Source organism: Actinomadura oligospora ATCC 43269, from assembly GCF_000518265.1.
GTDB classification, from domain to species: domain Bacteria; phylum Actinomycetota; class Actinomycetes; order Streptosporangiales; family Streptosporangiaceae; genus Spirillospora; species Spirillospora oligospora.
The window spans coordinates 682972-695576 of the sequence record NZ_KI912411.1 but is presented as its reverse complement, the minus strand read 5'-3'; the positions used below and the strand labels follow the sequence as shown (position 1 = coordinate 695576).

11 protein-coding genes are annotated in these 12605 nt (G+C 74.0%); 5 read left to right on the top strand and 6 right to left on the bottom strand.

The window, feature by feature from the left end; genetic code table 11:
* Window positions 1–25 precede the first annotated feature (25 nt).
* On the top strand, window positions 26–949 hold the full coding sequence (locus tag P696_RS0140060) for an SDR family oxidoreductase (protein ID WP_026416725.1): 924 nt from the start codon (window positions 26–28) through the stop codon (window positions 947–949).
* Here the strand turns inward: P696_RS0140060 and P696_RS0140055 are convergent.
* Entirely contained in the window at window positions 940–1902 is a 963-nt protein-coding gene (locus P696_RS0140055; protein ID WP_026416724.1) for a helix-turn-helix transcriptional regulator, read from the bottom strand. The genes P696_RS0140060 and P696_RS0140055 overlap by 10 nt on opposite strands.
* A gap of 81 nt (window positions 1903–1983) precedes the next feature.
* Here P696_RS0140055 and add point away from each other — a divergent pair, with 81 nt between their 5' ends.
* Complete coding sequence (add, locus tag P696_RS0140050; protein WP_026416723.1) at window positions 1984–3015, top strand: adenosine deaminase; 1032 nt, start codon at window positions 1984–1986, stop codon at window positions 3013–3015.
* A gap of 19 nt (window positions 3016–3034) precedes the next feature.
* Here add and P696_RS55380 read toward each other — a convergent pair whose 3' ends face one another.
* Window positions 3035–4273, bottom strand: coding sequence for a DUF1266 domain-containing protein (locus P696_RS55380; RefSeq protein ID WP_051468920.1), 1239 nt, complete (start codon window positions 4271–4273; stop codon window positions 3035–3037).
* A 5-nt stretch (window positions 4274–4278) separates the two neighbouring features.
* Complete coding sequence (locus P696_RS0140040; protein ID WP_026416721.1) at window positions 4279–6342, bottom strand: molybdopterin-containing oxidoreductase family protein; 2064 nt, start codon at window positions 6340–6342, stop codon at window positions 4279–4281.
* Between the two features lie 193 nt (window positions 6343–6535).
* On the opposite strand from P696_RS0140040, the gene P696_RS0140035 reads away from it, so the two are divergent.
* Complete coding sequence (locus tag P696_RS0140035; RefSeq protein WP_026416720.1) at window positions 6536–7255, top strand: dienelactone hydrolase family protein; 720 nt, start codon at window positions 6536–6538, stop codon at window positions 7253–7255.
* A gap of 25 nt (window positions 7256–7280) precedes the next feature.
* Here P696_RS0140035 and P696_RS0140030 read toward each other — a convergent pair whose 3' ends face one another.
* Both P696_RS0140030 and P696_RS0140025 read right to left on the bottom strand, forming a co-directional pair.
* Window positions 7281–7565, bottom strand: coding sequence for a MoaD/ThiS family protein (locus tag P696_RS0140030; protein WP_026416719.1), 285 nt, complete (start codon window positions 7563–7565; stop codon window positions 7281–7283).
* Entirely contained in the window at window positions 7562–8653 is a 1092-nt protein-coding gene (locus tag P696_RS0140025; RefSeq protein WP_026416718.1) for a WD40/YVTN/BNR-like repeat-containing protein, read from the bottom strand. Before P696_RS0140025 ends, P696_RS0140030 begins: the two co-directional genes overlap by 4 nt.
* A 167-nt stretch (window positions 8654–8820) precedes the next feature.
* On the opposite strand from P696_RS0140025, the gene P696_RS0140020 reads away from it, so the two are divergent.
* Window positions 8821–9663, top strand: a complete 843-nt coding sequence (locus P696_RS0140020; RefSeq protein WP_051468914.1) for an MmyB family transcriptional regulator — start codon at window positions 8821–8823, stop codon at window positions 9661–9663.
* Here the strand turns inward: P696_RS0140020 and P696_RS51355 are convergent.
* Entirely contained in the window at window positions 9609–10997 is a 1389-nt protein-coding gene (locus tag P696_RS51355; protein ID WP_064744292.1) for a globin domain-containing protein, read from the bottom strand. The genes P696_RS0140020 and P696_RS51355 overlap by 55 nt on opposite strands.
* 813 nt (window positions 10998–11810) lie before the next feature.
* Here P696_RS51355 and P696_RS0140010 point away from each other — a divergent pair.
* Window positions 11811–12503: a gamma-glutamyl-gamma-aminobutyrate hydrolase family protein gene (locus P696_RS0140010; RefSeq protein WP_026416716.1), complete on the top strand. Its 693-nt coding sequence runs from the start codon at window positions 11811–11813 to the stop codon at window positions 12501–12503.
* Window positions 12504–12605 lie beyond the last annotated feature (102 nt).

The window sequence follows — 12605 nt, the reverse complement described above, 5'->3', positions numbered from 1 at the left end:
AGTCTTTCCTGCCAGCGTGGGACCCATGACGACGACGAACACCCTGGCAGGAAAGACCGCCCTGGTCGCGGGCGGGACGCGCGGCGCGGGCCGCGGCATCGCGACCGAGCTCGGCGCGCTGGGCGCGACCGTCTACGTGACGGGCCGGACGACCCGCTCCGGACGGTCCGAGATGGGCCGTCCGGAGACGATCGAGGAGACCGCCGAGCGCGTCACCGCGGCGGGCGGCGAGGGCATCCCCGTCAAGGTCGACCACCTCGACCCCGCTCGGGTCGAGGCCCTGGTGAAGCGGATCGACGCCGAGCGGGGACGGCTGGACGTCCTGGTCAACGACGTGTGGGGCGGCGACCACCTCTACGAGTTCGGCAAGCGGATGTGGGAGCAGAACCTGGACGACGGGCTGCGCCTGCTGCGGCTCGCCGTCGACACCCACATGATCACCAGCCACTTCGCGCTGCCGCTGCTCACCCGGAACCCCGGCGGCCTGGTCGTCGAGATCACCGACGGCACGGCCGACTTCAACGCCGTCTACCGGGCGGAGTGCGGGCCGTTCTACGACCTGGCCAAGTGGTCGGTCCTCCGGCTCGCCACCGCGCAGGCGCACGAGATCGGCCCGCTGGGCGGGACGGCCGTGGCGATCACGCCCGGCTTCCTGCGCTCCGAGGCGATGCTGGAGAACTTCGGCGTCACCGAGGACACCTGGCGGGACGCGGCCGAGAAGGTCCCCGCCTTCGCCGTCTCCGAGACGCCCGCCCTCGTCGGACGGGCCGTCGCCTCCGTCGCCGCCGACCCGGACAAGGAGCGCTGGAACGGGCGGTCGCTGGACAGCGGCTTCCTGGCCCGGGAGTACGGCTTCACCGACGTGGACGGCAGCCAGCCGAACGTGTGGCCGTACATCCTGCGGATGAGGGACGGCGGAACCCCGGGGAACCCCGAGGACTACCGGTAGAGGGCCGCCGCGCGCTCGGCGGCCTCGGCCATCCGGGCGCGCAGCTCCGCCGGTTCGAGCACCTCGACGTCGGGGCCGAGGCCCAGGAGCTGGGTGAACGCCACGTCCACCGACTCGACCGGCAGGACGGCCGTGACCCAGCCGTCCGCGTCGGGCTTCTCGCCCGCCTCGTGTGCCCGCGCGACGGCCTCCGCCTCGAGATGGAACCTCAGCGACCGCAGCCCGCCCGGGCTCAGCCGGACGGTCACCTCGGCGCGCAGCATCCCGTGCAGGAACGCGGCCGTGTTCTCCCGCCAGAACCCGGCCAGGTCGAACGCCTCGTCCCGGGCGAAGTGCCCGCCCAGCGGCCGGACGCCGGTGATCCGGTCGACCCGGTAGGTCCGGTGGCCGTCCCCGATCCGCGCGACCAGGTACCAGCCGCCGTTCTTCAGGACCAGCCCGTACGGCTCGACCGTCCGGACGACCTCGTCCTCGCGGCGGTACCGGATCTCGACGCGCTCGTCCGTCCAGACCGCGCGGGCCAGGGCGCGCAGCGGCGCGGGCGGCCTCCCGTCGCCGAACCAGCCCGGCGCGTCCAGGTGGAAACGCTGGCCCGCGCGGAGCGGCGCGTCCTGGAGGACCGGCGGGAGCGCCGCCCGGACCTTCAGCTCGGCCGTGGCGACCGCGTCCGCCAGGCCCATGTCCCCGGCCGGGCCGCGCAGGCCCGCGAGGAACAGCGCCTCCGCCTCCTCGCGGGTCAGCCCGGTCAGGCGCGTGCGGTACCCGCCGACGAGCCGGTACCCGCCGCCCGGCCCCCGGTCGGCGTACACCGGCACCCCGGCGGCCGACAGCGCCTCGACGTCCCGGTACACCGTCCGCTCGGACACCTCCAGCTCGGCCGCCAGATCCGCGGCGGTCATCTCGCCGCGCGACTGGAGCAGCAGGACCAGGGAGATGAGTCGGGAGGCGCGCACATCCACCATTCTGACAAGTTCGTGGCAGATAGCGGCGCAGAGCATGGTCCCGGCGACCGCGGCGCTGTTACGTTCGCCCGCATGCTGACCGAGAAATCCCCCGTCCACGCGTTCATCGACGCGCTGCCGAAGGTGGAGCTGCACGTCCACCTCGTCGGCTCGGCGTCGGTGCCGACCGTCCTGGAGCTGGCCAACCGGCACCCCGACGGCGGCGTCCCGACGAGCGAGGCCGAGCTGGACGCCTTCTACACCTTCCGCAACTTCGCCGACTTCGCCCGCGTCTACCTCGCGGTCTCCGACCTCGTCCGGACCCCCGAGGACGTCGCGACGCTCGTCCTCGGCGCGGCCCGCGACCTGTCCGCGCAGAACGTCCGCTACTTCGAGCTGACCGTCACCCCCTACAGCCACCAGCGGGTCGGCATGCCGATGCCCGCGGTCACCGAGGCCCTGGACGACGCCGCCCGCCGCGCCCGCGACGAGCACGGCGTCCGGCTCGCCTACATCTTCGACATCCCCGCCGAGTTCGGCGGCGACGCCGCCCGGGGCACCGTCGAGCACGCCGTCCGGCACGCGCCCGAGGCCCTCGTCGGGTTCGGCATCGGCGGCATGGAGGAGGTCCGCCCCGCGCACCGCGACGCCTTCCGCGACGCCTTCTCCGCCGCCCGCGCCGCCGGGCTGCGCAGCCTCCCGCACGGCGGCGAGATGACCGGCCCCGAGACGATCTGGGAGTGCCTCGACCACTACGGCGCCGAGCGCATCGGGCACGGCATCAACTGCCTGGCCGACCCGCGCCTGGTCGACGTCCTGCGCGAGCGGCAGATCCCCCTGGAGGTCTGCCCGACCTCCAACGTCCGCACCGGGCAGGTCCCCGACCTCGCGTCCCACCCGCTGCCGCGGCTGATCGAGGAGGGCCTGTTCGTCACCCTCAACAGCGACGACCCGCCCATGTTCGACACCACCCTCACCGGCGAGTACCGCGTCGCCGCCGACGTGTTCGGCCTCGGCCCGGCCGAGCTCGCCGGACTCGCCCGCAACGGCGTCACGGCGTCCTGCCTGGACGCCGCCGACCAGAAGGCGATCCTGGACGAGATCGACGCCGTCACGCCCTCCTAGCGAGGCGTTGGGGCGGCGGCTAGCCCCAGGCCATCCGCCGCCACGGGCTGGCCGGATCGGTGGTCAGGATGCGGTGCCCCTCCAGGGACCGCAGGTACCAGTCGCCGAACTCGCCGTCGTCGAACCGCAGCATCCGGCCGAGGATGTACCCGGCCGAGAACTCCTCCCAGGAGTCGTAGGTGCGGTAGGCGCGGTACCCGGCGGTCAGCGAGCAGTCCTGGGCGGTCTCGACGTCGCAGAACCCGGCGCCGAGGCCCCACCGGGCCATGTTCACCGCGCGGCCGAAGTCGTACCCGTACACGCTGGTCACCCGGCCGTGCGGACGCAGCAGGCCGTCCGCGCGGAACCGCTCCTCGTACCGCTGGACCTGCCCGGCCACCTCGTCCAGCGCCTCGATCGTCTCGCGGGAGATGTCCCGCTCCCCGCACCAGCGGTGGATCTCCCGCGACCACGCCTCGGCGGACGGCTGCCGGCAGTCCAGGACGACCTGGATCGCCGGGTCGCTGTTCTCGGCGTCCAGCAGCTTGTCGGTCTGCTCCCGCCAGCTCTCCGGATCGGTCACGTTCCAGTCCCGGGCCAGCAGCGTGCGGTTCTCCTCCGGACCGTCCGGGTCGGCGAGGCTGTTCCACGGAGTGCCGTTCCCGACGGCCAGGTGCGCGCCGACCGCCAGGGCGTGCGCGAGCTTCCCCCACGCGGGGGCCTCCGGATCGGTGATCAGCACGTCGTGGTCCCGGTCCGGACGGCGCTCCGCCTCGGCCAGCATCCCCGCCACCCGCCGGTGCGCGTCCCCGCCCGGGACCAGGCGGCCCAGCAGCTCGCGCAGCGGACCCGAGGCGTCCCGGCCCGCGTCCCGCAGGATCAGCCGCGCCGCGTGCACGCCCGCCCGCTCCGCGCGCGGCCCGTCGCCGAGCGCCTGGAACGCCGCCATCGCGGCCCACGCCCGCCGTGCCGCCTCGCCCGTGACGCCCGCCTCGGCCAGCACCTCGGCGGCCGTCGCGGCCAGCTCCGCCGCGGCCGGGCCCGGGGGCAGCGCCGCCGCCGCCCGCTCGGCCGCCGCGAGCACCTCCAGCGCCCGCTCCGTCCGGCCCTGGGACGCCAGCGCGTGCGCCTGCCTGGCCCGCGCGAGCACCGCCATCGGCAGCTCGCGCCGCTCCTCCAGCACCGCCGCCGCCTCCGCGTAGGCGGAGGCGGCCTCGTCGGTGCGACCCGTCCGGTCGTACCGCCGCGCCCGCTCCAGCAACGCCCGTGGGTCGATCATGGCGGTCAGCGTATCGGCAGCGGCTCCACCTCGACGCGGGTGTCGTGGAACACCGGCCCGGCGCCGAGATCGGTCGTCCGCTCGGCCACGACGGCGTTGGCGTTCGCGCCGCCCGACAGCTTCGGCCAGTGGCCCTTGGTCGTCGCCGCGACACCCGGCCTGACCTCGTCGGTCACCGCCACGACCGCCTCGAACGCGCCGCGCTCGTTGCGCACCCGCACCCGGTCGCCGTCGCCGAGACCCCGCGCGGACGCCTCGTCCGGGTGCAGCCGCACCACCGGACCGCCCTCCGCGCGCCGCCGCAGCTCCGCGTTCTCCCCGAACATGCTGTTGAGGAAGAAGTGCGACGCCGCCGAGATCAGGATCAGCGGGAACCGCCCGGCGAGCTCCTCGTCCGCGCCCTCCGCGGACGGCACGTACCCCGCGAGCGGGTCGTGCCCGAGCGCCGCCGCCCGCTCCGACCGGAACTCCAGCCGCCCGGACTCCGTCGGGAACCCGTCCGCGTACGGGACGAACGGATCGGGCACCGCCAGCCGCGCGAAGCCCTCCTTCTTGAGCCGGTCCAGCGTGATGCCCTCGAGGTAGGGATGCCCGCCCGACAGCGCCTGCTCGGCCAGCTCCTCGTCCGACGCGAACAGCGCCGGCTCGGTCAGCCCCATCCGCCGCGCGATCAGGCGGAACGTCTCCATCGTCGGCAGGCATTCGCCCGGGGGCGCGACCGCCGGCTCGTTCCACGTCAGGTACAGATGCCCGTAACCGTCGTGCAGATCGGCGTGCTCATGCTGCATCGTCGCGGGCAGGACGATGTCGGCGTACGCCGCCGTGTCCGTCGGGAACTGCTCCAGGACCACCGTGAACAGGTCGTCCCGCATCAGGCCCTGACGCACCCGGTTCTGGTCCGGGGCGCTCGCGGCCGGGTTCGCGGCGATCACGAACAGCGCCTTCACCGGCGGATCGTCCAGGTCGAGCAGCCCCTCGGCCAGCCGCGACATCGACAGCCGCCGCACCGGCCCGGGACGCAGGTCGTCCCGGTGCAGCGCGGCCCCGTTCAGCGGCGAATGCCCGGACGTCGAGTACGTCAGGCCGCCCCCGCGCAGCCTCCAGTCGCCCGTGACGCCCGGAAGGCACGCCAGCGTCCGCAGCGCCGTCCCGCCGCCGCCGTGCCGCTGCAGGCCCTGCGTCGCCCGGATCGCCGTCGGACGCGTCCGGGCGATCCGCTCGCCCAGCGCCACGATCCGCGCGGCCGGGATCCCCGTGATCGTCGCCGCGACCCCCGGCGGGAACTCCGCGATCCGCTCCCGGAACTCCTCCCAGCCCAGCGTGTGCTCCCGCAGGAACTCCTCGTCCTGCGCCCCGAGGCCCACGATCACGTTCATCAGCGCCATCGCCAGCGCCGCGTCCGTGCCCGGGACCGGCGCCAGGTGCTCGTCCGCCTGCTTCGCCGTCCGCGTCGCCACCGGGTCGATCGCCACCACGTGCGCGCCCTCGCGCCGCGCCGCCTGGACGAACTTCCACATGTGGTGACCGCTGGTCAGCGTGTTGGTCCCCCACAGGATGATCAGCCTCGCGTGCGCCAGGTCCTCCGGGTCGATCCCGCCCGCCGACCCCATGACCAGCTCTTGGCCCGCGTTGCCCGCCGCCGAGCACATGTCGGCCCGGTGCGCGGACGCGCCCAGCGTGTTGAAGAACCGCCGTCCGGCCTGCCCCTCGAGGCCCTGGACCCACCCGAGCGTCCCCATGCCCCAGTACGGCCAGACCGACTCCCCGCCGTGCCGCTCGACGATCTCCCCGAGCCGCGTGGCGATCTCGTCCAGCGCCTCGTCCCAGGAGATCCGCTCGAACCGGCCCTCGCCCTTGGCCCCGACCCGCCGCAGCGGGTGCAGCACCCGGTCGTCCTGCCCGGCCCGCTCCAGCCACCGGTTCACCTTCGTGCACAGCGCGCCGCGCGTGTACGGGTGCTCCGGGTTGCCCCGCAGCCCGACCGCCTCGCCGTCCCGGACGGTCACGACCCACGAGCACCCGTCCGGGCAGTCCAGCGGGCAGGCGCCCAGCACCTTCAGCTCGGACATCCGCCACCGCCCTTCCTGACCACGATCTTCCCCACCAGTCTGGGGCATTGCGGACAGGACCGTCACCCTGAGACGGAGGTTACGCCGTTCCGGGCGCACGCCGGACCGGGCCGCCGGAGCCCCCGGCCGGAGTTTCCGGGGCCGTTGCTGATCGGGTCTGGGCAAGGGGTGGGCGATGGGGGAGGGTGCTGGCATGCCGGAGATCAGGATTCAGAGTGACCTGCCCGCCTACCTGGCCGTGCCGGAGGGGGAGGGGCCGTGGCCCGCGGTGGTCATCTTGTTCGAGTCGTTCGGGGACAACGTGGACATGCGGGCGCAGGCCGACCGGTTCGCGGCGCGCGGGTACCTGGCGGTGCTGCCGGACCTGTACGGGGGACGGAACTGGGTCCGCTGCATCCGGAAGGCGTTCCGGGACCTGCTGGCCCGCCGGGGGCCGACGTTCGCGCGCATCGAGGCGGCGCGGCGGTGGGCGGCCGAGCGGGACGACTGCACCGGACGGGTCGGGGTCGTCGGGTTCTGCATGGGAGGCGGGTTCGCCCTGGTGGCGGCGGCGAAGCTGGACTTCCAGGCGGCGGTCGTGAACTACGGGATCGTCCCGCGGCACGCCGAGCGGGTCCTGGCGGGCGCGTGCCCGGTCGTCGCGTCCTACGGGGGAGCGGACCGGACGCTTCCCGGGGCGGCGGCGAAGCTGGAGCGGGCGCTGACCGTGCTGGACGTCCGGCATGACGTGAGGGAGTACCCGGGGGCGGGGCACAGCTTCCTGACCGAGTCGGACGAGCTGGCGCCCGCGCCGCTGCTCGCGGTGGGCAAGGTCGTCTTCGGGCTCGGGAAGGGCAAGGACCAGGCGCCGGAGGCATGGGAGCGGATCCTCGGGTTCCTGGACGGAGAGCTCGAAAACGGATCTACAACGTAAAGGCGTGAGGCCGCGGCGGAGCGGATCAGCCTCCCGAGAGGGCGGGCAGGACGTTCAGGACGGCGTCGTCCTCCAGGCGTGTGGCGAGCATCGCCAGGTCACGGATGTTGTCGGCGCCGACGAACACGTTCACGTGCGGGCGCAGGGCCCCGGTCTCGTCGCGGACGCGGCGTCCGACGGCGGGCAGGGCCGCGTCGAGGGCGGCCAGGGCGTCGCCGACCGTGGCGTCCGCCGGGAGGTCGAGCGGGACGGCGGCGGGCGCGCCCACGAGGTCGCGCAGCGCGCCCGGAATCCGGACGGTGACGTTCACCGGGTCACCGCCCGCACGCACAGGACGTCCGGGAGGTGCCGGGCGACCTCGGCCCAGGTCTCGCCGTCGTCGCGGGACGCGTAGACCCAGCCGTCGCGGGTGCCGAAGTAGATCCCGGCCGGGTCGAGGGTGTCGGCGCACATGGCGTCGCGCAGCACCGAGGCGTAGCAGGGCCCTTCGGGCAGGCCCTTGTCGAGCGCCCGCCAGGTCGCGCCCGCGTCGTCCGAGCGGTGCACCTGGTACCGGTGCCCGGCCGGGGTGCGGTCGACGTCGGCGTTCAGCGGCAGCACGTAGAGGGTGTCGGGGCGGTGCGGGTGGACGACCAGGGGGAACCCGAAGTCGGCGGGCAACCCGGCGTCGATCCGCGTCCAGGAGCCGCCCGCGTCGTCGCTGCGGTACACGCCGCCGTGGTGCTGGAGGAACATCCGCTCCGGACGGCTCGGATGCAGGTCGACCTTGTGCACGCACTGGCCGAACTCGGGCGGCGGGTCGGGCAGGAACGCCGCGGTGATGCCGTGGTTGCGGGCCGTCCAGGTCGCCCCGCCGTCGGTGCTGCGGTAGACGCCGGCGGCGGAGATCGCGATGGTCACGGTGTCCGGGTCGGTGGGGTCGGGCAGGACGGTGTGCAGGCACAGCCCGCCCGCGCCCGGCTTCCAGGACGGCCGGTGCGGGTGGTTCCACAGCCCTTCGACCAGGTCGAACGTCATGCCGCCGTCCTCGGAGCGGAACAGCGCGGCGGGCTCGGCGCCCGCGTACACCACGTCCGGCTCGGTGGGGGAGAAGCGGAGCTGCCAGACGTCGCGCAGCGCGGTGCCGGTGTGCTCGGGGAACGCGATCGGGGCGGTGTCGGCCTCGCGGGCGGGCTCGGTCCAGGTGCGCCCGAGGTCGTCGGAGACGGCGATGGACACGCCCCAGAACGGGTTGTTGAGGGCGGCGAGCAGGCGTCCCGTGCGCGGGTCGGAGGCGACGGCGGTGACCGGCGAGGGGGTGAACAGCAGCGGGTCGGCGTCCCAGCCGCCGTCGCTCGCGCGCGGCCGCGCGACGACCATGCCCTTGCGGGTGCCGATGACGAGTGCGTGGTCGGTCACATGCCCCTCCCGGATCTGGTGCCTCTCCGGGGATGTTCGCACGCGGAGCGTCACGGCGGCCCCAAAAGAGCCGAACAGGTGTGCGAAGAATCGGGGCGGTGGCGTGGAACGCGCATTACCCCTCAGGTCATCGTCTTCGTGACACCGGGGTCGATAGCGTTCGGATCATGATGACGAACACGGCATATTCCGCGTCCCCCGTCGCGACCTCCTCCCTTGGTGACGTCCGGCCGATCGGCGAGCAACTGCGTGCGTGGAGGCAACGGCGACGGCTCAGCCAGCTGGAACTGGCGTCCGAGGCGGACGTGTCGACCCGGCACCTGAGCTTCGTCGAGACCGGGCGCTCGGCGCCGAGCCGCGAGATGGTGCTGCGGCTCGCGGAGCACCTGGACGTGCCGCTCCGCGACCGGAACCTGCTGCTCGTCTCGGCCGGGTACGCGCCGATGTACGCCGAGACGCCGATGGAGGAGCCCCGGATGGACGCGGTGCGCGGCGCGCTGCGGCAGGTCCTGGAAGGGCACCAGCCGTACCCGGCGGTGGTCGTGGACCGGTTCTGGAACCTGGTGGACGCCAACGAGGCGGCGTCGATCTTCATGGACCAGGCCCCGCCGCACCTGCTGGAGCCGCCGTTGAACGTCCTGCGCCTGAGCATGCACCCGGACGGCATCGCCAAGAGCATCATCAACCTCGGCGAATGGCGCGCGCACATGGTGGACCGGGTGCGGCGGCACGTCGCGCTCACCGCCGACCCCGCGCTGGAGCGGCTCTACAAGGAGCTGCGCGACTTCCCCGGCGCGGACCCGCTGGAGGAGGCGGCGGTGCCGTCCACGGGGCACGACGTGTTCGTCCCGCTGAGGATCCGGGTGGACGGCGCGGAGCTGTCGTTCTTCAGCACCATCGCGACGTTCGGCACGCCGGTGGACATCACGGTCGCCGAGCTGGCGATCGAGTCGTTCTACCCGGCGGACGTGACGACCTCGGAGTTCCTGCGGGCGCGCGCAGGCTGGTGACCGTCGCCGTCCGCTGCCGGGAGGTGACGGGCGCGGCGCAGGGCCTCCTCCTGCTGCACGGCCTCGCACAGGTCGTGGTGGATGCGCTCGGGCGGGACGCCGAGGTCCTGGAGCCTGGCGGTGACGGCCCGGACCATGCCGGTCGGCCCCGCGATGTAGACCTCGTGCCCGGGCCAGTCGCCGAGCCGTCCGAGGGCCTCGGCGACGGCCGCGCCGTGCGGCCTCCCGTCGTCCCGGACACCGCCGCACCCGGAGGGGGCGCCGCTTTCGAGGAGCGGGCTGCGCTCCGGGGGCGGGCCGTGCTCCGCGAGCGAGCCGTGGTCCGGAAGCGGGCCATGCACCGGAAGTGGCCCGTGTTCCGAAGGCGGGCTGTGCTTCGGGAGCGGGCCGGGCTCCGGGGCGTCCGACAGGACGGGGATGACGTGCAGCCACGGGGAGGACGCCTCGAGCCGCCGTAGTTCGGGCAGGTCGTAGAGGTCGCGTTCGGTGCGGGCGGCGAGGAGGAGGTGCGTCTCGCGGCGCCGTCCCCCGGCCACGGCCTGCTCGATGATCGCCCGGAGGGGCGCGAGTCCGGTGCCTCCCGCGACCAGCAGCAGGTCGCGGGAGGGATCGGCGGGCGGCGTCATGCCGCCGAGCGCGGGCCCGAGGAGCAGGGTGTCGCCCGCGCCGGTGTGCCGGACGAGCGTGCCGCTGACCCAGCCGCCCGGGACGGCCCGGACATGGAGCCGGAGCAGTCCGTCCGGGCGGGGCGCGTTCGCGACCGAGTACGGCCGCCAGATCCGCGGCCAGCGCGCGGTCTGGACGGTGACGTGCTGGCCCGCCGCGAAGCGCAGCGGCTCGCCCGGACGCAGGGTCAGGACGGCGATGTCGTGGGTGCGGCGTTCGTGCTCGACGACCTCGGCGACCCACCAGGGCGGCGCCTGCGCGGCGTCCCGCTCGGCCGCCGCGATCATGATCTCGGCCGCCGCGTCGAACGCCGCGGCCCAGGCCGCCTCGGCCTCGGGACTCCACGCGCGGCCGGAGAACCGGCGCAGCGTGGCGAGCAGGGCCGAGCGGAGCGCCGGGAAGTGCTCCGGCCGGACGCCGAACCGGCGGTGGCCGCGGCCGAGCCGGCTCAGGTAGGAGGTCATGGAGCCTGGGCTGTCGAGGCTCCACACGAGTGTGGTGAGCGCGTGGAACAGGCGGTCGTGCTGGAGGTCCATGGCGGGCGGGAAAAGGGTCCGCAGCCGTGGGTTCTCCGCGAACAGCCGTCCGTAGAAATAGGCGACGGCGTGCACGCCGTACGGTTCGATTTCGCCGAAACTCTCTTTGACGATTCGGGGTTCCAAGGACATTTACCGGGCTCGCCCCCCAGGTAATTGTTCGTCGGCGTCGACGCTCCCCGGCGCTTCCGGCGCCCTCGGCGTTGTCCGACTGTCCGAGATTCTCGCACCACTGGTGGCGGGTACTCAACCCTTACGTGTCAACTGCCGTGGAATACCTCGAAGAGTAGCCGCGTTCTTAATTGCGGATGATCGTGAATTCGTCTTTTCGGAGATGAATACTGATCGGTATTGGCGGCCCGTCGGGCCTGCCGTTCCGCACGGGGTTCGGGGACGTGGAGATGAGCGCGGTCCAGGGGTGCGCGATTCTCTACCCCGGTATGAGGTTCCCTGATTGGCGGAGCGTCACGTCTCCGCGTCGCCGCGCCGATCCTCCTCGATGATCGGCGCTCCGCGCGGCGGCCCCGCGCGCACCGGACCGTTCTATGGCCGTTGGCCTGCGAATATTCAGCCTTTGCGGCAAGCTTGCCCGGAACAGGGGGCGGCCGGGGGTGGACGGCCGACGACGGGCATGCAGCATCATGGCCCCCCGAAAGCGGAAGATCGCCGCACTCCGGGAGGGTCGCGACGGCCCGGAGGCAGGGAGGGAAACCGCGCATGGCGGATACGACAGGACAGTCGGGCGACACGGGGCATTCGGACACGAGGGGGCGCGACGGCGGGGACGACGCGTCCGGCGGACGGAGAACCGGCGACCACGAACCGGAACAGAGCCGGGGACCAGAGCAGGGTTCCGTACCGAGGCAGGGATCGGGATCGGGGCCGGGAACAGGAACGGGGCAGGGGCCCGGGCACGGTCCGGGGGAGCGGGGGGCCGAGCCGCCGCTGATCGGGATCACGACCTACCAGGAACCGGCCCGCTGGGGGGTCTGGGTGCGCGAGGCGGCGGTGCTTCCCGTGCCCTACATCCGGTCCGTCGAGCGGGCGGGCGGCGTGCCCGTCCTCCTGCCGCCGACCGGCACCCTGCGGGGCGTCCGCGCCGTGGTGGAGGGCCTGGACGGGATCGTCCTCGCGGGCGGCTCCGACGTCGACCCCGAGCTGTACGGGGCGGAGCGGCATCCCGAGACCGGCGCGCCGCAGCCGCAGCGCGACCGGTACGAGCTGGCGCTCCTCCGCGCCGCGATAGCCGCCGACCTGCCCTTCCTCGGGATCTGCCGTGGCCTCCAGCTGCTCAACGTCGCGCGCGGCGGCGGCCTCGTCCAGCACCTTCCGGACGTGGTCGGCCACCGTCGGCACGCGCCCGACGTCGGGGTGGTCGGGCGGCACCGGGTCCGGATCAGCCCGACGAGCCTGACCGGGAAGATCCTCGGCGACGTCGCGGACGTCCCGACCTACCACCACCAGGCGGCCGACCGGCTCGGCAAGGGCCTCGCCGCCGTCGCCTGGGCGGACGACCAGGTGGTGGAGGCCGTCGAACTGCAGGGACACCGGTTCGGCCTGGCCGTCCAGTGGCACCCGGAGGAGGGCGAGGACCGGCGCCTGTTCGAGGCCCTCGTCGCAGAGGCGTCCGCCCACTGACCGCCCCACGCGAGCCGCGCAGCGCGACACCAGCACGACGGCACGGACGGCCACTGACCGCGCCCACGCGAGCGGGGCGGGAGGCATCGGAGGGCCGGGTCG